At 68.6% G+C, this 21,571-nt stretch carries 11 protein-coding genes and 2 pseudogenes; 2 read left to right on the forward strand and 11 right to left on the reverse strand.

Translation table 11 applies throughout. The features are described from left to right. A partial coding sequence (locus tag ABZV94_RS21165; protein ID WP_356342315.1) for a hypothetical protein occupies nt 1–236 on the forward strand: 236 nt, incomplete at its 5' end. A 6-nt stretch (nt 237–242) separates the two neighbouring features. Here ABZV94_RS21165 and ABZV94_RS21170 read toward each other — a convergent pair. Genes ABZV94_RS21170 through ABZV94_RS21190 form a run of 5 tightly spaced genes read right to left on the reverse strand, consistent with a single transcriptional unit; the run spans nt 243 to nt 9,201 of the window. Further along, nucleotides 243–3,221 carry a glycoside hydrolase family 2 TIM barrel-domain containing protein gene (locus ABZV94_RS21170; protein WP_356342317.1) on the reverse strand — a complete coding sequence of 993 codons (2,979 nt, stop codon included), beginning with the start codon at nt 3,219–3,221 and terminating at the stop codon, nt 243–245. A 50-nt stretch (nt 3,222–3,271) separates the two neighbouring features. Further along, complete coding sequence (locus ABZV94_RS21175) at nt 3,272–5,998, reverse strand: alpha-mannosidase (RefSeq protein WP_356342319.1); 2,727 nt, start codon at nt 5,996–5,998, stop codon at nt 3,272–3,274. A gap of 47 nt (nt 5,999–6,045) precedes the next feature. Further along, a complete protein-coding gene (locus ABZV94_RS21180; RefSeq protein WP_356342369.1) occupies nt 6,046–6,852 on the reverse strand; it encodes a carbohydrate ABC transporter permease in 807 nt (268 codons plus the stop codon). Between the two features lie 47 nt (nt 6,853–6,899). After that, a complete protein-coding gene (locus ABZV94_RS21185; protein WP_356342322.1) occupies nt 6,900–7,856 on the reverse strand; it encodes a sugar ABC transporter permease in 957 nt (318 codons plus the stop codon). Between the two features lie 7 nt (nt 7,857–7,863). After that, on the reverse strand, nt 7,864–9,201 hold the full coding sequence (locus ABZV94_RS21190) for an ABC transporter substrate-binding protein (RefSeq protein WP_356342324.1): 1,338 nt from the start codon (nt 9,199–9,201) through the stop codon (nt 7,864–7,866). A gap of 168 nt (nt 9,202–9,369) precedes the next feature. On the opposite strand from ABZV94_RS21190, the gene ABZV94_RS21195 reads away from it, so the two are divergent. Beyond that, nucleotides 9,370–10,371: a LacI family DNA-binding transcriptional regulator gene (locus ABZV94_RS21195; RefSeq protein ID WP_356342327.1), complete on the forward strand. Its 1,002-nt coding sequence runs from the start codon at nt 9,370–9,372 to the stop codon at nt 10,369–10,371. Between the two features lie 156 nt (nt 10,372–10,527). Here ABZV94_RS21195 and ABZV94_RS21200 read toward each other — a convergent pair whose 3' ends face one another. The 6 genes and pseudogenes from ABZV94_RS21200 to ABZV94_RS21225 all read right to left on the reverse strand — a co-directional run bounded on the left by ABZV94_RS21200 (nt 10,528) and on the right by ABZV94_RS21225 (nt 21,020). Further along, on the reverse strand, nt 10,528–10,788 hold the full coding sequence (locus ABZV94_RS21200) for a hypothetical protein (protein WP_356342376.1): 261 nt from the start codon (nt 10,786–10,788) through the stop codon (nt 10,528–10,530). A gap of 181 nt (nt 10,789–10,969) precedes the next feature. Beyond that, nucleotides 10,970–11,433: pseudogene (locus ABZV94_RS21205) on the reverse strand (beta-ketoacyl synthase N-terminal-like domain-containing protein); the annotation flags it as partial. Nucleotides 11,434–11,646: 213 nt separating this feature from the next. Continuing rightward, a pseudogene (locus ABZV94_RS21210) lies at nt 11,647–11,844 on the reverse strand (aminotransferase class IV); the annotation flags it as partial. Further along, on the reverse strand, nt 11,841–13,682 hold the full coding sequence (locus ABZV94_RS21215; RefSeq protein WP_356342329.1) for a CBM35 domain-containing protein: 1,842 nt from the start codon (nt 13,680–13,682) through the stop codon (nt 11,841–11,843). The pseudogene ABZV94_RS21210 and the gene ABZV94_RS21215, both read right to left, overlap by 4 nt. A gap of 241 nt (nt 13,683–13,923) precedes the next feature. Continuing rightward, nucleotides 13,924–17,997 carry a discoidin domain-containing protein gene (locus ABZV94_RS21220; protein WP_356342332.1) on the reverse strand — a complete coding sequence of 1,358 codons (4,074 nt, stop codon included), beginning with the start codon at nt 17,995–17,997 and terminating at the stop codon, nt 13,924–13,926. A gap of 941 nt (nt 17,998–18,938) precedes the next feature. Next, a complete protein-coding gene (locus ABZV94_RS21225) occupies nt 18,939–21,020 on the reverse strand; it encodes an NPCBM/NEW2 domain-containing protein (protein WP_356342334.1) in 2,082 nt (693 codons plus the stop codon). Nucleotides 21,021–21,571 lie beyond the last annotated feature (551 nt).

Below are 21,571 nucleotides of genomic sequence, written 5' to 3' on the forward strand. Positions count from 1 at the left end.
CCCCCGTCCTACGGCCGCGCCGCGCCCCGCCCGCGCCGGGCCGCCTCCCGTCCGCGCCCGCCGCCGTATCCTCCGCGCCTTCGCGCCGCTCCCGGGACGACTGGCGAGCCCGCGCCCGTGCTGCCGTGTTCGTGCATTCCCGCCCGCGCCGCGTGAAGACACGTCTCGCGACGACGGCGATGCACAGCTACGTCCTGCCTGTGGACGACACCGCCGTCGTCGGATGCGTCACCTGATCGCCTTCACCTCGGCCCGCCGATCCGCAGCCGGAGCGTGTAAGCCTCCGGGCGCAGAGCGAAGTCCGGCCAGACATCGGGTCCGCAGGCGCGCGAGCCCAGGCCGTGCTGGGCCGCGTCGATGTGCAGATGCGTCGCGGTGGATCCGGGGAGCTCATGGGGGTGGTCGGCCGCGGCGATCTCCTGAGGCGTGTGCCGGCTGAGAACGAAGCCGGGTCGGCGTCCCCGGGTGTCGGGCAGCGCTAGGAGATGCAGTACCTCGATGCCACCGCTCGTCAGCGACAACTCGCGCAGTCCGGAACGGTGTCCCGTTTCCTGTGGGCGAGCGTAGTCGACGGACAGGTCGTGGACGGAGGAGGAGAAGCGGCCCGTGTGCGCCGCCCGGATGCTGTCGGGGTACGACTCCAAAGGCCCGAGGCCGAACCACTCGGCGCCGTCGACGGGCTGTGCGCCGTCGGGCAGGTCGAGGCGGATCCCGACCCGCGGCCACACCGTCTGCCAGCCGCTGGACGGCTCGATCTCCACGCGCAGTTCGAGCGCTCCACCGTCGAGCGTCCAGATGGACTCCACCATCACGAACAGGGAGGAATCCGCAGCCGAGACCTTGTCGATGGTGCGCAGGGCGCTCTCGGCATGCTCGACGCTCACGCGCCGCGTCGTCAGTCGGTGCAGTCCCTCACGCCGCCACAGTTCGGCGTTCGAGACGCCCGGCACGGAGGCGTCGCTGTTTTCGACGTCACCGGAGGCGCTGTCGTCGTTGTCGGTCGGTGCCCGGAACAGCTCCAGCCGTGGACCTGCCACGGCACGTCCGGCCAGGCGCACCAAAGACCCGTCGACGAAGTCCGCTACACCCAAGCTCAGAGTTCCGTTGCCCGCTGCCCAGTCCGATCGGGTAGGCACGGTGGGGACGGGACGGCGAGTCGAGCGGTCCAGCTGGGCCGTCGCCACCACGTGCCCTTGCGGAGCCCAAGCGGCAGCCTCGGCCAGGACCGCCTCGACGGTGAGCCAAGTCTCGGCGTCCGGCGCGACGGTAACCGGAGGCAGTGGCACCCGCCCCGATACGCCCGCCGGGATGACAGGCACCTCCCACTCGCCCGACTCCACGAGCCTGCCGTCGTGCTCCACACGCCACCGGAACCGCAGATCCGACGTGTCGGCCGAGTGACGCATGTTCGTGACGGCGACCTTGTCTCCTTCGAAGGAGAACAGGACGGGCTGCACGACCGCCTTGAACTCGTGCAGACTCGGCGTCGGCGTGCCGTCGCTGAGCACCATGCCGTCCATCACGAAGTTGCTGTCGTGCACGACCTCGCCGAAGTCACCGCCGTAGGCATAGAACAGGCTGCCGTCCGCGGCCTTCGCCAGGATGCCGTGGTCGCGCCACTCCCACACGAAGCCGCCGTGCAGCCGGGGGTGCTGACGCACCAGCGCCTCGTACTGGTCGAGAGCGCCAGGGCCGTTGCCCATGGCGTGGGCGTACTCGCACAGCAGGAACGGCTTCGTACGCTGGCGCGCCCCCTGGGCGGGGGTGCAGTCGAGCAGCGGCACGCGCGAACCGCCGGTGCCGATCGCCTCGGTCTCCGGCACGGACGCGTACATGCGGGAGTAGACGTCCGTGTACTCACCGGCATGGTCGCCCTCGTAGTGCACGGGCCGGCCGGCGTCGCGGGCGCGGACCCAGGAGGACATGGCGGCCAGGTTGCTGCCAGTGCCCGCCTCGTTGCCGAGCGACCACATCACGATGCTCGGGTGGTTCTTGTCCCGCTCCACGGTGCGCCGGATGCGGTCGAGATACGCCTCGCGCCACGCCGGGTCGTCGCTGGGATTGCCCTTCCAGCCGACCTTGTCGAATCCGTGCGTCTCCAGGTCGCATTCGAGGACTACCCAGAAGCCGAGCTCGTCGGCGAGGTCGAGCAGCCTCGGGTGGGGCGGGTAGTGGCTGGTGCGGATGGCGTTGACGTTGAACCGCTTCATCAGGGCGAGGTCCTCGCGTGCGTGCTCCTCGTCGAAGACACGGCCGCGCTCGGGGTGCGTCTCATGGCGGTTCACGCCGTGGAAGACGACGCGCCGGCCGTTGACCAGGAACTGGTCGCCCCGGATCTCGACGGTGCGGAAGCCCACGCGCAGGGAGATGGTCTCGGCCGCGTTGGACACGGTGGCCTGGTAGAGGCGGGGACGCTCGGCCGACCAGGGTGCGACCTCGGGGACGTCCAGGGGTGTGACGTCGGCTGCCGTGGCCCATACCTGCTCGATGTCGAGCTCGGGGATGCGCAGGGTGACGGGGAACGCCGCCGCGTCGGCTACGACCTCGGGGTCGATGCGCCCGCGACCGGAGTCGAACCCGGTTCGCAGCCAGACGTCCCCGATGCCGGCCACGGGGCGAGCGAGGAGGGTGACGTCGCGGAAGATGCCCGGAAGCCACCACTGGTCTTGGTCCTCGAGGTAACTCGCCGCCGACCACTGGTGCACCCGGACGGCGACGACGTTGCCGCCCGGACGCACCGACGACGTCACGTCGAACTCGTGGGCGAGGCGGCTGCCACTGGCGCTGCCGGCCTCCACCCCGTTCACCCACACCCGGAACAGTGACTCGACGCCGTCGAAGCGCAGCACGACTCGCTCCGCGTCCGTCCAGCCCGCGGGCAGTTCGAAAACGCGCCGGTAGTCGCCGGTCGGGTTGTCGTCGGGGACGTAGGGCGGGTCGATCGGGAAGGGGAACTGGACGTTGGTGTAGATCGGCCGGCCGTGGGCGCCGTCGCCCTCGAGCACCCAGTGCGAGGGCACCATCATGTCGTCCCAGCCGTGGTCGTCGTAGTCCGTTGCGGCGAAGTCCTCCGTCACCGACGCCGTATGCGACAGCCGGAACCGCCAAGGGCCGTTCAGGGAGAGGGAGGGGGCGTCGGAGTGGAGCCAGGAGCGGGCGGGCCGGAGTGCGCCACGCCCCGGTGTGATGTCCGAAACGAGGGCGGAGTGCTCGGAGGGCAAGAGTGACAACTTTCTGCTAGCAACAGGCACACTCGGTGGGGGCTTGACGGTCACCTGACCACGAGAGTGCGTATCTCCCAGGGACCGAGGCAGAGTTCGAGTCCGTCGCGCACCGGTACCGGCGCGAGGGCTCTGCCGAGCAGGTCGACCGTGGTGGCCTGGGTGAACGCCCCGGTCAGCCGGACCGTGGACGCGGTGTCGCGCATGCGGGTCAGCCGGATCTCGGTGCCCGCGCCGAGGATGTCGTCGTTGATGCGGCGAACGCACGAGACATGGACGCCCTCACCATCGACCCGGATCCCGGCTTCGGCAGGTGGCAGTTGTCGGCCGCCGGGCCCGGTGCCGCGGGTGACGAGCACGTCGTTGCGGAACTCCTCGGCGAGGGCGACGGCACGTGCGTCCTGCCAGCCGGCCGCCGTGGGGATGACGGCGAAGCGGTGCTCGATGCGCATGCCGAGCTCCTGCGCCCCCGGCGCGGGGATCTCGCTCGCCGCGGGTTCGTCACGCAGCGGGTGGATGTTGACACTGATCGAGCCGATGGCGCGCAGCAGGGTGATGGCGAGGGCTGATCCTTCCTCCACCAGTTCGTACTCGCTGGAGTGGTCGAGCAGTACGGTGGCCGCGCCCGCCGACACGAAGGAACTGGCGGGGAAGGTCGGCAGGGGGTACTCGCCCCAGCCGCCCTCCGCGGTGAGACCGCGCTCGGTGACCGCGAACTGCCCTGCCGCCGCGGAGCTGTCCGCACACTCCGGTAGCGGCACATGCAGACGCAGCCGGTGATCGGCGGACCGGTTCAGGAACGAGGTGCAGACACGGACGAACGGTTCCCCGGTGCGTACCTCCACGAGCATCTCCACCGGCGTCGGCACGGACTGTTCGCTGCGCACGTCACGGTCGGAGGAGAGCGAGGCGGGCCATGCGTAGACGCGCGTGACGCGTAGCCGGGCGCGCAGCGGACCGCTCTCAAGGAGGTCGACGGCGACCTGTGTCGGCTCGGAGATGAGCATGTCTTGGGCCGGGGGAGCGTAGTTGTAGCTGTCGCCCCGGTCGCCGCCGTCGACGAGCCGGCCGACGCCGCACAGGACCGTCCCGTCGGGGCCGGTCACGTCCAGGGTGCCGTCCGCGGCGACTTCGACCTCGACCAGTCCGTTGGAGAGGGCGCGCGACGTGGCGGTGGCGGGGGCGGCCGGCGTGTCCGCGGCGGACGCCTCGCCCGCCTCGACGCGGAAGCTCGTCAGGCCGAGGGCCGGAACGTGCACCGGTACCAAGGCGCTGGCGCGGGCCTCCGTCAGTGTCCGCACCTGCCACTCGCCCGGGTGCGCTGCGGCTGCTGCGGCGACGTCCCGACGCAGGACCATCAGGTCGAAGGGGCCGCTGGTGGGGACTTCGGCGAGGTGGAAGACGAGTGAGTGGGGGGTGAGTTCGTAGTGGTCGATGAGGCGGCCGAAGAGCTCGCGGCGGTGGATGCGGCGCAGCACCCGCTCCAGCTGCGAGGCGTCCATGCGTTCGTCGCTGAGCACGGTCGGGGCCTCGGAGACCAGTTGCACGGGCTGTACGGACCCATCGGCCGACCGTGCGATCAGGACCGATCCTTCGGCGGGTGCCACGACGTCCACCTCGACCAGCGCGGTACGCGCCGACGTCAGTGTGTTGGCGACCAGGTATCCGTCCGCGGGCACCAGGGCGGCGGACCCGGCGAGTGCCGCGTCCCGCACCGCACGGGCGGTCTGTGCGGCCTCGGCGAGGCGTGCCGCAACCTGGTCACAGGTCTCGTCGGTGCCGGAGCCCACCACCGAGTCGTGGGCCGTCGATTCGACGATCTTGCGCCAGGCGAGTGTGAGGAAGGGCGAGTCGTCCTGCGCGCAGTACAGCGCGTTCATACGCTCGGCGTGGTCGACGGTGCGTTCGGCCAGCGCCATCCGCTGCTTGAGGCCGAGCCGCACTGACAGCACGCCGGGCAGGATGTTCCCGCGCACGTGGCTGCGCAGTTCGCCGGTGACGACGGCGTTCACTTCGTCCCGCACGTGCTTGCGGATGTACTCGTCGAGCGTCGCGACGGTGATGGCGCGCCCCTGTTCGGCGGCCCGCCGTAGCCAGGACGCCAGGCGCGGATCGGGTGCGTGGTGATCGGTGCCGGCCATGGCGAGCACCGGGTCACCGCCCCATCGTTCGGCCGTCATCCCCGCGTACTCCTGCAGTGCGCTGCCGATCCGGTCGGGCACCAAGAGGACGTCCAGGCCGTTGTCGTAGCCGTCGAAGAGGAATTCGGTGCGCACCTCCGAGCCGTCGGGGGCCCGCCAGCGGAAGGCGTGGCCGTCGACAGTGCCGGGGACGCCCCGCCACAGGGCCGCGTGCTCGATGCCGGCGCGCGCCAGGATCTGGGGCATCTGTGCGATGTGGCCGAACATGTCGGGCAGGTAGCCGATGGGCATGGCGCCGCCCAGGCGCTCCGCGGCCGCCCAGCCCATCTGCAGGTTGCGGACGATGGTCTCGCCGGAGCAGAGGAATTCGTCGAGGAGGATGAGCCAGGGGCCTACGGCGAGTCGGCCCTCGCGGACCAGCGCCGCGAGCCGGTCCCGGTTCTCGGGGCGCATCTCCAGATAGTCCTCGACGGCGGCCATCTGCCCGTCGACGGTGAACCGGAAGTCCGGGTCTGCCTCGGCCGTCTCCAGGACGGTGTCGAGGGCCTGGACGAGCCGGTGCCGGAAGACCTGGAACGGCTCGTACCACTCCCGGTCCCAATGGAAGTGGGGCACGAACACGGCAGACTCGGGCATGGCTGGGGGAACCTTCTCGTGTGCGGGTCGGGGGGTGGGGCGTGATGTCACTTGAGCGATCCGGCGGCCAGTCCGGAACGCCAGAACCGCTGTAGCAGGATGAAGACGACGATTACCGGGACGATCGACACCAGAGAGCCGGTGATCACGGACTCCTGCAGCAGGGGGGCGCGTGCCGTCTGGCCGTTCCACTCGTACAGGCCGAGTGTGATGGGGAAGAGCGACTCCTTCTGGAGCATCACCATCGGCAGGAAGAAGTTGTTCCAGATCCCCACGAACTGGAAGAGGAAGATGGTCACCAGCGCCGGCGTCATCAGCTTGAACGCCACCGAGAAGAAGGTGCGGAACTCGCCCGCGCCGTCCAGCCTCGCCGATTCGATCAGCTCCTGCGGGACCGCGGCGTTGGTGAAGATGCGTGCGAGGTAGACGCCGAACGGGCTGACGATGCTGGGCAGGAACACCGCGAGATAGGTGTTGACGAGTCCGGTCGCCGAGAACAGCAGGAACAGCGGAAGGGCGAGCGCGGTCGTGGGGACGAGGACACCGCCGAGGATCACCGAGAACAAGAACTCCCGTCCCCGGAAAGGGAACTTGGCGAGGGCGTAGCCGCACAGGGCGGAGATCAGCGTGCCCACCGCGGCGCCCAGCACCGCGTAGATGACGGTGTTGAGGGCCCACCGGCCGAAGATGCCGTCACTGCGGGTGAACAGGATGCGCAGGTTCTGGAACAGGTCGAAGTGTGAAAAGGCCAGGCCGTTGGTGGAGGCGAGATCACCCTGTGGTTTGGTCGCGGCGACGACGAGGAAGTAGACCGGCAGCAGGAAGTAGATGGTCAGCAGCAGCATCAGCGCCATCACCGCGGTACGGCTGACGCGGCTTTCCCGGGTCGTGGATTGCGTGCTCACAGCCCCGCCCTCTTCGAGGTCAGTCGCATGAAGCCGAAGCTCAAGACGAACGTGATGACCGCGATGACCACCGAAATGGCCGCGGCCTGCTGGTAGTTGTTTCCGGACGCCACGGCGTAGGCGAGCATGTTCGGCGTGAACGTGCTGGAGATGTGCGAGGAGATCTGACGCAGCACGGCCGGCTCGGCGTACAGCTGGAGTGTGCCGATGATCGAGAAGACCGTGGTCAGGACGATCGACGGGAAGATGATCGGCACTTTGACGCGCCAGGCGATCGTCCAGTTGCTCGCACCGTCGATGCGGGCCGCTTCGTACAGCTCCTGCGGGACGGACTGCAGCGCCGAGTACATGATCAGCATGTTGTAGCCGGTCCACAGCCACGTGGAGACGTTGGCCGTCGACCACAGCACCGCGCCCGCACCGAGGAAGTCCGGCTGGAGGCCGATGCCTTCGAGGAGTTCGACGACCGGGCTCAGCTGCGGCGAATACAGGTACGACCACATGATCGTGGCGATCACACCGGGCACCGCGTAGGGCATGAAGGCCGTGATGCGGAAGAACGCCTTGAGCCGCAGCAGGGGAGTGTCCAGCAGCAGCGCGATGATCAGCGCGGTGAACAGCATGACCGGCACCTGAACGATGCCGAAAAGGCCGATGCGGCCGATGCTGGACCAGAACTCGCTGTCGTGGAAGACCTGCCCGTACTGCTCGAAACCGCCGAAGGTCGTGTACGAGGTGCCGTACTGGCCGCCTGTGCGCCGTACGACGCGGAAGCTCTGCCAGAGCGCGTAGCCGACCGGAACCAGGTAGAACAGCACGAACGGCAGGAAGAAGGGGGTGATGAAGGCGAGGACGGTACCGGCCCGGGGGCCGCCGCCGCTGAGACGGCGACGACCCCCCGGCGACTGCACCGCACGGGGCGTGTGGGTGGCCCGGGTGGCGATGTCGGTCATGCTGCGGTCACTTGCCCGCCGTGGCCGGGATGGCCTGGTCCTTCATGGACTTCAGCGCGGTCGCCTGTGCCTTGGCGAGGGCGTCGCCGAGGGTGCCGTCCCCGGCGGCCGCCTTGGCCATCGCGTCCTGCAGCGCCAGGTTCACCGTCTTCTGAGTCGGGCCCCAGGCGAAGCTGGTGTCGATCTTCTTGGACGAGTCGGCGAAAACGTCGAAGATCTTCTCGTTGCCGTAGTACGGAACCCCCTTGGACAGGGCCGGCAGTTGGAGTCCCGCGTTCGCGGCCGGGTAGAGACCGCCGAGCTCGTTCTCCATCGCCAGAGCCTCGGGGTCGCTGTTGAGCCAGGTGTTGAACTTCACCGACTCGTACAGGTGCTTGCTGCCCTTCATGAACGCCACGGTGGAGCCGCCCCAGTCCCCCGAGGAGCCGTTCGACCCCCACGTCGGCATGGGCACGATCGACCACTTGCCGGCCTGCTTGGGGAGGTTGTCGCGGAACATGCTGTAGCCCCAGGCGGCGCCGACGTAGCTGGCGATCTGGTCCTTCTGGTATGCGGCGTACATCTGCGTGGAGCCGTTGGCGAGGTCGGTGCGCACCAGCTTGTCGGAGATCAGCTTCTGCCAGTAGTCGGCGACCTGCTTGCTTTGCTCCGACTCGACGGTGACGTGCCACTTGTCGCCTGAGTAGCTGTACATCTCGGCGTTGTTCTGCCAGAGCAGGCCGTTGAACCACTCGGCGTTGTTCGGGTCGAAGAATGTGATGTCCAGGTTGGGGTCCGCCTTGTGCAGCTTCTGCGCGGCGCTCGCGTACTCGTCCCAGGTCTTGGGGACCGCCACGCCGTGCTTCTCGAAGATGTCACTGCGCACGAAGAGCGCCATCGGGCCGGTGTCCTGCGGCAGCGCGAACACGCCGGTTCCGCCGAAGCTCGTCTGCGACCAGGTCCAGGGAACGAACTTCGACTTGGCAGCGGTGGCGGCCTTGCACGCGGAGGCGTCGACGAAGGCGCTCTGTGTGCGCAGGTCGGGCAGTTCGTCGTAGCCCACCTGCGCCAGGTCGGGCGCCTTGCCCGCCTTGAGGGCGTTGCCGAGGATGCCGTACTGGTCGTTGGAGATGTTCTTCGTCTCGACCCGGATGTCCGGGTTCTTCTTGTTCCACAGCGCAACGACCTTGTCCATGCCGGGAACGGTGTTCCAGTACTGGAGGACGACCTTCCCCTTGGCTGGGGCACACGAGGGTGCCGAGGTCTTGTCCGTGCCGGTGGGCGAGGAGCAGCCGGCGAGGAGTACGGCGATGCCGGTGGCCGCGGCAAGGGCGGCGAGGCGCGTGCGCGTGACTGTGTTGCTCATGTAATCCGTTCCCAGAGAACGACTGGCGGCGGGTGCCTGGGCGGGTTGGAACAAAGAGCCGTGAGCGGTAACGTGAGCGCTCACGGGAGCAAAGCGATTCGGAGTCTGCGCTTATGTGCGGACAAGTGTCAAGGCTCTGGAGTGACACCGAACGGACAGAGGTGAGTGATGGCGTCGTCTGCGGGCGGTCCGCGCAGGGTGACCATCGACGATGTGGCGCGGGCCGTCGGAGTATCGCGGCAGACCGTGTCACGGGCGCTGAACGACAAGGGTGAGATCGACGCCTCCACGAAGCAGCGCGTGCTGGACGCCGCCCAGGAGCTGGGCTACCGGCCCAGCCGCTTCGCCCGGGGACTTGTACGGCAGGACTCCACCAGTGTCGGCCTGGTGATCCCCGATCTGCTGAACCCGTTCTTCACCGAGGTCGCCGCCGGGGCACTGGAGGCCGCGCGCAAGCGCGGCTGGCACGTCGTCGTCTACGACACCGGCGACCGCGTGGAGGAGGAGCGCGGCACTCTGGAGGTCATCGCCTCGCAGGTGGACGCCGTCGTGGGTTACCTCAGCCTGCCCGAGGACGAGATCGACAAGCTGACCCGCGGGCTACCCGTCGTGCTCATCGACCGTGAGCACCGCGCCGAACGGTTCAACGCCATCAGGATCGACGGCGAGGCGGGTGTCCACGAGGCGATCAGGCACCTGGTCGACGCGGGACACCATCGCATCGGCATGCTCGACCACGCCGCCCGCTCCGAGCCGAGCATCCGGCACCACTGGTACGCCGCCGCCATGGCCGCCTGCGGCTTGGAATCCGCCGCTGTCAGCCGTGCCGAGCAGAGCATCGACGGCGGGCAACACGCCCTGCGTGAACTCCTGACAGCACACCCCGACGTGACCGCCGTGTTCACGTTCAACGACATCATCGCCATCGGGGCGCTGCGCGCCGCGCGAGGGCTCGGTCGCAGGGTTCCCGATGACCTTGCGGTCATCGGCTTCGACGGCCTCCAGCTCGGCACCCTCGTCGAGCCGGCCCTGACCACCGTCGCGCTGGACACCCGCGAACTCGGCGCACTCGCCGTCGAGCAGGCCGCACGGCTGCTGGCCCGCAGCGGACCGCTCAGCCACGACGAGGCGGCGGTCAGGGCCACACTGCGGCTGCGCGAGTCTGCCTAGGGCCACTGCAGTTGCTTCAGTGTCTGCGGATTGGGGGCCTTGGACGCGGATGGCTCGGGTGCCGGTGCGGGTGGCTGGCACTAGGTGTGGTTGTCGGCCCATTTGAGGCGGTTGGACATCTTGCGTTTGACGACACGCGGCTGGCTGCGCAGGCGTCTATGGGGGCAGCAGGCGTTCGAGCAGGTCGTGCTGGAGCAGGATGAGGGTTGTGACCGGCAGCCGAGGGGAAAAGCTGGCTGGAGTGAGAGTCACGCTGCGCCGGGCGGAGCGCAGGGTTTGAGTGAAGGAGATCCGGTCGGCATCCGGGCCCCGGGTGGCGGCGGTCTTCGCCATCAGCTCGCGCAACGCGTGGTGGACCAGCAGGTGCGCGCAGATCTGCCGCAGGACCCGGTCGGGGATGTTGCTGCCGAGCACCACGCGGGCGCCGCGTTGATGGGTCTTGAGCTCGTCGAAGACGGCCTCCGTCTCCTAGACGACGAAGCCGCCCTTGGTCACCGCCCTGACCCAGGAGTGGGCACCGGCCAGCAGGAGCTGCTGCTCGCCGCTGCATGCGGCCGCCGACAAGCCAGGCCGGGCCATGACGGTGTTGAGGTGGGGGCGCAACTGAGGCGCGCGCCAGGATGCGGAGTTCCGCGGAGAGCCCTTGCGGAATCAGTCCGCCGGGGAAGCGCTCGGTGACACGGGGACCGAGGTGGTCGGCGTCGCCCACGTCGGACCGCATGGGGGCCCGGCTCATGGACTCCACGCCGCACGCGATCACGGTGTCGGCGGCTCCGGCCTGGATGGCGTGTGCGGCGAAGTGGACCGCTTGTTGGCTGGACCCGCACTGCCGGTCGACCCGGTCCGGGTGATGTTCACACCCTGTTGGCCGGACTTGGTCACGCAGCCGCCGATGACGTCGTCGACGAGGTGCGGGTCGAGGTGGTTTCGTTCGGCGAGGTGGGTGAGGACATCGGCGAGAAGGTCCACGGGGTGGACGTGGGACAGTGCGCCACCGGCTTTGCCCTTGCCCGCCGGCGTCCGGACGACGTCGACAATCACTGCGTCACGCGCGGACTCCACGACTGCTGTGCCTTCCTGGACGGTGTGGAGCCGGCCATGGGTGTCGGCCTCGCGTCCGGTCTGGTGGCGCAGCAGGGTGTCGCGCAGGCGCAGGGACACTGCGCCGGGTCGGCCGTCGGCGATCGTCCAACTGGTGGTGCTGGTTTTGGCCTGTCCGACGGGCGTGACGACGGCTGCCGTTCCGCAGGCGAAGACTTCACTGATGGAGCCGTCCGCGCAGCCGCTCTGCCAGTCCTGAAGGCTGATGAGGGTCTCGCGTGTGGCGTACCCGAGGTCGTCGGCGATCGTGAGGAGGGAGTCGCGGGTGACGCCCGCCAGGAGGGTGTCGGTGAGCTGTGGTGTGAGGACGGTGGCGTCGGACCCGTTGCCGTGGACGAAGCAGAGGCCCGCCGCAGCCGGGCAGGGTGTCAGGAGGAAGTCGGTACGTCGATCCGGTCGATATCCGGCGCGTAACCGGTGCCACTGTCAAAGGTCACGGTGTTGGTGCCGGCCTGAAGGTTCACCGCGACGTAGACGCTGTTGCTGGTGGACCAGTCGCCGGTAGAGGCGAATTTATGGCTGGTTGCGCCGTCGCCGTTGGCAGAGACCAAGGCGGAGCGGGCATCACCGCTGATGTAGGAGACCCTGATCTGGTACTTTCCGGCCTTGGGGACGACGACGTTGTTGAAGGTCAGCTTGCTGCCGATGTAGAGGTTGCCGACCTTGTGACCGCCTGAGCAGCCGGAGCAGTCAGCGACGGAGGCGTTGCCGGTGAGTGTGTTGGAAGTTGCCTCCGCCTCTATTCCTGTCCAGCCCAGAAGGTGGCCGACTGGTGTGACTGTGAAGAGGCGGGAGCCGTGTGCGGGCAGCGTCTTGGTGATCTTGCCAGCAGTCAGGCCGAGGTTCTCGTGGCGCCACAGATCCCGGATCTTCGCCTTGCCCGTGAATCCGAGTGCGGACCAGTCGGCAGTCACTGCGGAGGGCTGGTCGGAGAGGTTGAACAGGGCGACGGTGTAGGTGCCGTTGGGGTTCTTCGTCGCCCAGACCTGCTGCGGGTCCGAAGGCGTTATGGGTGCCGCCGGAGGGGTGTTGCCCTGGTTGATCGCGAGGACTTCGCGGTTGGTCAGCAGCGACAGCCCGTAGGAATCGAGTCTGGTGAGGTCGTCGCCGGTGAACAGCGGGGACTTGGCAATGGCCCAGAGGGTGGCGTAGCTCTGCCGTTCGGCCTTGGTGAGGCCGTCCATCTCGCCATTGCCGACGTCGAGGGAGTCGAGGTCGTTCCAGCCGCCGGGCCCCGCGTGGCGGGCCCAGGCGGGGGCGTCATCCCAGCGGTCGTTGACGGAATCTTCCCAGCTGACGAGGGTGTTGCAGTAGCACTCGACGTCGGTGTCGATGCGCCAGCCGTTGGAGTACTTCTTCCAGTCCGCGACGTGGCCGATGTCCAGGGACCAGGACAGTTCCAGGTGGATCGGGCGGCCGGCGGTCTTGATGGCCTTCTGCCAGGCGGCGACGTCGGGCACGTTGTTGTAGTTGTCGTTGTCGTCGCTCTTGAAGGAGCCGGGGCCGACGCCGTCGAGCTTGAGGAAGTCGTAGCCCCAGTCGGCGAACATCTGTGCCTGAGAGTCGATGTACTTCTGCGCGCAGGGGTCCGAAAAGTCGATCTTGTATGCGCTGTCCCAGCCGTTGGTGGTGCGCAGGTCGTCGTAGACGATGTCGCCGGTGGTGCAGCCCGCGGCGTTCCAGATCGGGTTCTTGCCGTCGTTGTACGCCCCTTTCTCCAGGCCGACCGGGAGGTAGATGCCGGCCTTCAGGCCCTTGGAGTGGATGTGGTCGGCGACCGCCTTCATGCCGCTCGGGAAGCGCACCGGGTCGGCCTTCTGCCGGCCGTACTCGTCGTACTGCGACGTCCAGGACCAGTCCATCCACCAGCCGGCGTCTATGTTGACGTACTCGTAGCCGTACTTCTTGAGCTTGGCGGCCAGGGCGTCGGTCTGCTTGATGACGTTGGCCTCAGTGAGCCAGCTGTAGTTGCCGTTCGGATTGAGACCGGGGTACTTGGAGGACTGCATGCTCCAGCTGGACCAGCCCATATAGGGGTTGGCGGCGAGCGGGGAGTCGATGCCCGCGTGCGGGTGCTGAACTGGTGTCGTGGCCGTAGGGGAAGGCGCAGCTTCGACGGTGGTGGCAAGACCGGTCGTGACAGCCGTGAGGGCGAGGACCGCCAGGGTTCTCAGGGCGCGTCGGGACACGGCGGAACGGGGTGACCGCATGAGTCGGACCTCCTGGTTTCGGTAGCGGTGGCGCGTCAGCCCTTTTCCGAGCTGATGGTGGATCAGTGGACGACCTGGTCTGCAGCACGACGCAGCCGGCCCTGGGAAGCGCCGTCATCGGGGCGTCGCGATCGGACCGACCCGGCGTTACCAGCCGAGGCACGGCCCGGCATGGGGAGCGAGCGCGGCCACTTTCGCGTACGTAGCGGCCGGGACTCCGCCCGGCCGCACATGGCTCCGGCTAGGCCCGGCCTGTCACCTCGGGCACGTTGTAGCCCTCGGCTCGCAGCCCTGGCCGCGCCGCGTGTGCATGGTTGGGCCAGGTCACGGTGACCGTCTGGGACTCGCCAGGCAGCAGCCACAAGTAGTTGTCGCTGTACTCGGCGGGCAGGACCCGGCGCCCGGAACTCGTGTCTACCAGGGACAGACGCACCATCGCTGCAACCGACGAACCCCGGTTGGTCACCTTGGCCCTCAGCTCGCGTCGCCCACCTGAGGCGCCCTGCGAGCCGGTGACGTCCACCGAGACCCTGCTTCGCCTGGCCTTGTTCAGTGCCTGCATGGCCGCCGGGCTCGTATACCGCCAGTACGTGTTCTCCGAGAGTCTCTTCCCGTGCGCGTCGGTGAACCGTAGCCGCAGCAGGTACAGGCCGGGCAGGGCGGCCTTCGGATCGGTGGTGAATGCCTTCGCCGTGGCGGAAGCCGGGACATCGACGGTCGCCTTCTGCTCGTCGGCCACCTGCCGGCCGTCGAGGTCGTACCAGCGGGCCGTCACGGTGGCCCCGCGGATCGCACGCGGGGTGTGGTTGACGGCGATGACCTGCCCGTCGACCGGGCTCGCCTGCACGTGCACGGGTTCGCTCGCCTTGCGGGCGCCGTAGTAGGCGCCGTTGACGTCGAAGTCGTAGTCGTAGGTCTGCCACACGGTGCTGTACCAGGCGGGGTGAGACATCCACAGCAGCAAGGCGCTGGCGTCGTCCCACAGCCGGGCGTTCCAGGCCTCGAACATGGCGCGGAAGTTCTCGTAGTTGACGAACTGCGCCTTACGGCAGAAGTCGTCGAGGTCCTTCGCCTCGCCGAGCCTTGTCTCGATGGCCGCGCGGTAGTTCTGCGGTGCCTGGTTCCCGCGGGTGCTCCAGTCGTGGTAGTACCAGGCGCCCTTGATCGGCCACTCGGGTTCGTCGCCGACGAGCTGACGCATCGTCTGTGCCGTCGACACCACCGGCATGCCGATCTCGGTGTGGAAACCGTAGTTCTTGCTGCCGTACGTCGACGCGGAAAAGTACTTCTCCGGCTCCACCCAGCCGTAGGGGCCGCCGCCGGTGACGATTCCGTCGGCCGAGTTGTTCTGGTACAGGATGCCGGGCGCCCCGGAGCGCACCGCGTCACGCATGCCCTCGTCGATCGCAGCAGGCGGGTTGCCCTCGTTCGCCCCACACCACACGACGACGCTCGGGTGTATGCGGTAGCGGAGCACCACGTCGCGCGCGGTGCTGTTGAACGCGTCGTGGTCCGGCGGGTCCATGGCCCAGGCATTGGGGAAGTCGTTCCACACCAGCAGACCGTACTTGTCGCAACTGGCGTAGAACTCCTCGCGGTTGCTGGAGCCGACCCAGTTCCGGATCATCGTGAAGTTCATGTCGCGGTGCATGCGTACGGCCGTGTCCATCCGCTCGGCGGGCATCCGCCGTAGCAGCTCGTCCCAGCCCCAGTTGCCGCCCCGGCAGAACACCCGCACGCCGTTGACGCTGATCTTCAGCGGCGCGATGGAGTTGTCGACCGACGTGACATCCTTCCAGTCGGTCCCGTTGTCGGAGACCTGGATGGTGTACGTCCGTGCGTACGCCTGCTCCCAGGTGATCGCCACCCGGTCGAACCGCTCCGGGGCGCCGAGGTCGAAGCTGATCCAGCTGTCGTCCTCGTAGACCGAGGTCCACCGGGTGTTGACGTCGCCGTCCACCGCGTTGCCGGCGACCGTGCCCTCGCCCTCGGTGGAGGCGGTCGCGGTCTTGCGCAGCGCCAGGTTGATGCCGGGTCTGGCGCTGTCGACCACGGCCAGGTCCCACATCGAGAAGCCCCAGCCGGTGGCGCGGGTACGGCAGAACACACGCATATAGCGAGCGGTGACCGGGTCGAATTCGACGTTCTGCATGCTCGCCGCGCCGGAGGTATTGAACGGCAGTGGCGCGGCGGCGTTGTCGACGTCCTTCACGTCCGTCCATGCGGAGCCGTCCTCGGAGACCTGCACGGTGTACGTTTTTGCGTACGCCTGCTCCCAGGTGACAGCGATCCGGTCGAAGGAGATTGAGGATCCGAGGTCTACCTGGAGCCACTGCTCGTCGTCGAAGGAGGAGGCCCAGCGGCTGTCGCCGTTGCCGTCGGTGACATTGCTCGCCTCGTGCGAGGGATCGTCGGAGGACGAGGCGGTCGCCTTCTTGCCGAGGGCGAGATCGTCACCGGGAGTGGCCCGGTTGAGGACCGACAGGCTCCACATCGAGAAGCCCCACTGGGTGGCGCGAGTGTGGCACAGGATCCGTATGTACCGGGCCTTCTGCCGGTCGAAGTCCACGGCCTGGGTGAAGATGTCGCTGCTCCACCGGAAGATCATGGGGACGGTGCCGTACTCGTAGCCGAACTGGCGTATCCCGAAGCGGGTGGTGCGGCGGTCGCTCTCCCGGCCGTCCACGGATGCGGTCAGCGTGAGGCTGTGCAGGTTCGGCTCACCGTAGCCGTTGGGCCACCACAGTTCGGGGTTGTGCAGCCGCAGCTGCGGGAACGTCTTGGGGGCGAAGACGACGTCGGCCGCCTTTCCGCCAGGCACCTTCACGGTCTGCGTGACCCTCACGTTGCCGAACGCGGCCGTGACAGTGACGTTCTTGTCGGCGGTGTCTGCGTTACGGACCGGGACGATGACAGTCAGCTCCGCTGTACCGGTGTCGGGCAGGTCGGGCAGCAGAGTGTCCACACAGGGGTCGCCGATGACGGCGGCGCCGGTGGAGCGCAGCCGGACGTGGTTCCAGATGCCGGCTGCGCGATCACGCACCGCGGGCATCCAGTCCCAGCCAGAGGACGCCAGGTAGGTGGGGGAGTTGCGGTTCATCATGTTGGCGCCGGCGTCCACGAACGCGAGCCCGGCCGGGCCCTTGTCGGTGGGGCTGCCGGGAAACGGCATCGGGGTGATCTTCACCGCCAGCGCTTGGCTGCCAGCGGACAGGAGCTTGGTGACGTCGTACGAGGCGCGGGAGAACGGGTTGGCGAAGGTACCGACCTTGGTGCTGTTGAACCAGACCTCGGCCTCGTGGTTGACGCCGTCGAACTCCAGCCAGACGTGCCGTCCCGAGCCGATCTGCAGGTCTCTGGGCAAGGCGAACTCTCGCCGGTACCACCAGGAGTGCCGGGACAGGGCTTCGGGCACGTGCAGGTTGTTGAATCCGGCTACGGGGTCGGGCAGATGACCCTGGTCCACCAGCGAGGTCAGCACGGTGCCCGGGACGGTGGCTGCGAGCCAGCGGCTCGTGTCGTGCTCCGTGCTCGACAGAGCAGCACCTCCGGCGCCAGCCCGATCGTCCATGGTCAGATCCCAGCCGGACTCCAGCGGGAAGGTGCCGTCGTCAGCCGCCCGCAGCGGCTCGGGGTGCCGCTCGTGCCGGCCCCAGTCGGTCCAGCCGGTGACCTCAGGGCGGCGGAAGCGACAGGTGCCGTAGACCTGGAAGCCGTTGAGGCCCAGAGGGTTGGTGTTGGAGCGCTTGGTGACCGTCATGCGCACCCAGCGCGCGGTGACCGGCTCGGGCAGTGGAATGTCCATCTCGCCGCCCTTGCCGGAATCAGTGCGGTAGATCGCCGTCCAGGCCTTGTCGTCACGGGAGGCCTCGATGACGAACTCCACGGCGCAACTGGACAGGATCTCTTGACCGGTGGTGTTGTCGCGAGGGCTGCCGGTGGGGGACTCCTTGAAAGGCGGGTCGTCCGAGGTGGCCTCGAACACCAAGCGCACGGAGGAGACTTCGCACAGGGCCTGGAGGTCCACCTTGATCCACTGAGGGTCGCCCTCCGCAGCCCGCCAGCCGCTGCCTCGGACCCCGCGCACCGCGAGGTCGTCCACGGCGAACTCGGCGGGGGTGGGGGCGTAGTCGGTCGAGGACACCGAAACCGGCCGGTAGATGGCGAGTTCGGCCGGGGAGTCCCGGTCGGTGTGTCCGGTTTCGGCTGTGGCGGGGGAAGCGAAGGGGCCCATGCCGAGACCGAATCCCGCCAGCAGGGTGGATCCTGCCGACAGTACGGTACGCCTGGAGAGGGCGGAGGGCTGATCCGACATGAACAAGGCTCCGATCAGGGAAGACCAGGGAAAAACCAGGAAGGGGAGGCCAGTCGACCAGGACCGATGACAACGTTGCCAAGTGGCCGACAACGTTGTCGAACACTGCCTCGATGGGACTCTGAGTGTCAAGGTATCGGGCGCACTTCGGCCTTGTTTCTCTTAAATTACCAATAGATATTGACAGGATTTCGGCCGCGCGCCGCAGTCGTCAGCGAGACATTGCAGGCCCCTGCCGCAGCGCGGCCCGCGCACGCATCCCGCTTCCCACACTCCGCGAGAGGCACGCCACTTCACACCCGCTCGTACACGATTACCGACACGTCCGATTCACCCGAACCGCGCTTGCCGCGGCCGGCGCGGCGGTGGGCCAGGGGGGCGCGCCCAACTGCTACGACAGCGGTCTCACATCCGCCGGACGCCGGCGCGAGGGGCGCCGAGGCCTGGTGGGTTTGGTGCCGGCGAATCAGGCCGAATACGGGGTGAGTTCTTCCGTTCGGGCGCGCTGGACCGCCGACGTCCCCCGGGTGCTGGAGGCACTGGACCGGCCGGAGCTCGCCCCGTTGTACCTCGCCGCCGGGCGAGTGCCGCGCGCCACCCCGGTGCCTTCTCCGCCGGCCCGCGACTTCGCCCCCGGCCACGCCCTACCCCGGGCAGCCGGTCCTGGACCGCGCCGATGTGCCCCGCCGCCGAGTCCACCGCCGTCCTGCGCCGGCCCCGCCTCCACGCCCCTCCCGAGCCGCTCTCGTCCCGCGCGACCCCAGGCCGGCCCCGGCCGGGTACGGGTACGGGTACGGGTCAACGCTGGGGGGGTTCATCACAGGTTCTGACCAGCGGCGTGGCCCCCTAGGGGGCCGTTCTTCCTCGCGGAATGTCCTGCTCGCCTTTGGCAGGCGCCGCCCCGCGCGATCGCTCCCACGGGGCGGCCCTGCCCGTCCGGTTCAGCAGGTGGCGTCCAAGCCGGCCCAGTCCGCGCGGTCGTTGTAGCCGCCGTCCCCGGCGTCGCCGACCACCAGGTCCAGGATGCGGACCCCGGTGAGGTCGACGTCGGCCTGGCGGGTGCCGTCGCGGTTGAGGACACCGCTGTCGAACAGGACCTTGCCATCGCCGAGCACCTGGAACGTCGAGGTGCCTCCTTCCGGGCCGACGTTGCGTACCGCGTCGTCGATGCCGACGGTGGCCGTCAGCCGGGTGCAGCGGTCGCCGAGGTAGTAGCGGATGGTGGAGGGGGAGGCGACCCCGATACCGGTGGGGTGTTCCTGGCCGAGCAGGCTGATCGGCGTCCAGCCGCCTACGCTGCGGTCGACGGTCGGGGTCATCCATCCGCTGGTGGCGCTGATCCAGTCGTGGTGGGACAGAGCGACATCGCCATGGGGTGGTGCCGGCGCCACCACGAGGGTCGTGGCCGTCTCCTGCCGGAGGCGCTTTGTGCCGGTGGCCTCGTAGGAGATGGTCGCGGCCAGGGTGGCGCTGCCCGGTGCCGCGGTGTCCGGCACGGTGACCGTGAAGGTGAAGGTCGCCGAGCGGCCTGGCTTCAGCAGTTTCGGCTCGGTACCGGTCGGGCGCGCGGTCCATCCGGTGGGGGTGGCCAGCTGGACGTGGGGAGCGAAGACGGGCCGGGGGCTGTCGTTGCGGACCTCGACCTCGACCTGCGCCTGGTCACCGCCGGCGACCACGGGGGCGATGCCGGCCGGTACCGTGTCGCCGCCGACCTTGGTGACCTGGGGCAGACCGGCCACGACGTGCGGGAGGCCGGGCTTGCCCGTGGCCCGGGCGACGCGGAAGAGGGCCGCGCCGTGGGCCGGGACGGCGGCGCTGATCGTGCCGGCGCTCTCGGTGACTCGGTCGGTCCAGGCGTTCTTCAGGGTGAACCGGCTTCCGCTCAGGCCGGCCGAGGACGCCTTGGTGGTCAGGGTCGCCGGGCTGTCGCCGCGGTTGAGCAGCACCACGGCCCGGTCGCCGTTCGCGAGCCGCTTGACCCAGGTCTCCGTCGTGCCGGCCGGGCCGACGCGGACGGCCTGGACTCCGGCGCTGTCCTGGTTGATGGCGAGGACGTCGGGGTCGTCGAGGATGCCGAGCGAGGTCTTGCTGAGTTTGCGGATGTCGCTGCCGATCACCAGCGGCGCGGCCGCGACGGACCAGAGCGTCATCTGGGTGCGGAACTCCTCGTCGCTCATGCCGAGTTCGGGTCCGAGATAGTCCGGGTCGTTGAAGTGTCCCGGGCCGGCTGCCTCGGGGTGCCGCGCGTTGGCGTCGTAGTTGCGCAGCACGTCCTTGAACTTGATCTCACCGACGAAACCGACATCCGTGTACGTGCGCCAGGACTGGGCGATGGCCGGTGCGTAGGACCAGGAGTACGTCGACTGCTGCTCCTCGGGGTAGTTGCCCCAGTCCGGGGAGGTGACGGGGTTGCAGAGGTTGAAGATCATGGGGCGTCCGCTGGCGTTGTCGCGCAGCGCCTTGGCGAACTGGGTGTAGACGGTCTTCGGGTCGAGGTCGGCGGCGATGCCGCAGAGGTAGTCCACCTTGACGGCGTCGAACTTCCAGGCGGCGAACTGGTCGGCGTCGCGCTGGTAGTAGCCGTGGCTGCCGAGTCCGCACTTGCCGGGGATGTAGGGGCCGGCGTCGGTGTAGATGCCGGCCTTGAGGCCCTTGGAATGGATGTAGTCGACGAGCGGCTTCATCCCGTCGGGGAACTGGGCGGGGTTGGGCACCAGGTCTCCGGCCGCGCTGCGCGGGGTGGGCGCGGCCCAGTTGCCGTCGATCCAGACGTACTTGTAACCGGCATCGCGCAGGCCGCTGCTGACCAGGAAGTCGGCGGTCGACTCGATCTCCGCTGCGGTCGGGTCGCCGCCGAGTGCGTAGTAGGTGTTCCAGCCCATGTACGGCGTCGGGCTCAGGACCTGGGCGGATGCCGACGTCGGGACGGCGGTGTCGCCGCGCGGGGGAGTGGCGTGGGCGGGGGCCTGCACGACGAGCAGCGTGGTCAGCAGGGCCAGGAGGACGGTGAGATGTCGTTTCACGTCGGATCCTTTGTTGTCCGATCAGGCGTGCCGGACCGTCCCGGTCGTGCGGCGGGGGTACGTGGGACCAGTCAATGTCCGCTTGCCTGCGGGTGGTTGCGAGGATCTTCCAGGGGGCGTGGGACGGCGTCAAGATTAATTACTAAATTAAGCATTAGGGGTCCGCGTCAGGCAGAGAGCCGTCTCGGCTCCGTCCAGGCTCTGCCCGGGCGTCGCTCGGAGGCGGGCCAGGGCGAGGTGGCCACGGTCGGGCCACCCGGCAATAATTAGGAATAAATATTGACAGGGTTCCGGCCGGCTGCCAGAGTCGTGGCCGCTCCGCCCCCGGACCTGCTCGGGTGCGGCGTGCCCCACTCGTCCAGATCTCCGCGGGGGAGTGGCGCGCGGCTTGACGCCGCGAGGGCCGCACAGGAAGCCGGGGGTCACGGTCCACGGCCGATGTTGCCGCGGCCGCGGATCCCGACCTGCACCCCGAGCCGCCGAGGGCCCCGGCGCAGCCGCCCTCCCCTAGAGAAAATAAATTAGTAATTATCTTGACGTGGTCGCACCGC

The sequence above is a fragment of the Streptomyces sp. NPDC004658 genome, from assembly GCF_040609555.1.
Taxonomy (GTDB): domain Bacteria; phylum Actinomycetota; class Actinomycetes; order Streptomycetales; family Streptomycetaceae; genus Streptomyces.

Bases quoted from the DNA above. Each gene is read 5' to 3' on its own strand.
- ABZV94_RS21215 (WP_356342329.1), bottom strand. From the start codon at position 13,682: ATGCGGTCACCCCGTTCCGCCGTGTCCCGACGCGCCCTGAGAACCCTG.
- ABZV94_RS21190 (WP_356342324.1), bottom strand. From the start codon at position 9,201: ATGAGCAACACAGTCACGCGCACGCGCCTCGCCGCCCTTGCCGCGGCC.
- ABZV94_RS21180 (WP_356342369.1), bottom strand. From the start codon at position 6,852: ATGGCGCTGATGCTGCTGCTGACCATCTACTTCCTGCTGCCGGTCTAC.
- ABZV94_RS21220 (WP_356342332.1), bottom strand. From the start codon at position 17,997: ATGTCGGATCAGCCCTCCGCCCTCTCCAGGCGTACCGTACTGTCGGCA.
- ABZV94_RS21195 (WP_356342327.1), top strand. From the start codon at position 9,370: ATGGCGTCGTCTGCGGGCGGTCCGCGCAGGGTGACCATCGACGATGTG.
- ABZV94_RS21175 (WP_356342319.1), bottom strand. From the start codon at position 5,998: ATGCCCGAGTCTGCCGTGTTCGTGCCCCACTTCCATTGGGACCGGGAG.
- ABZV94_RS21185 (WP_356342322.1), bottom strand. From the start codon at position 7,856: ATGACCGACATCGCCACCCGGGCCACCCACACGCCCCGTGCGGTGCAG.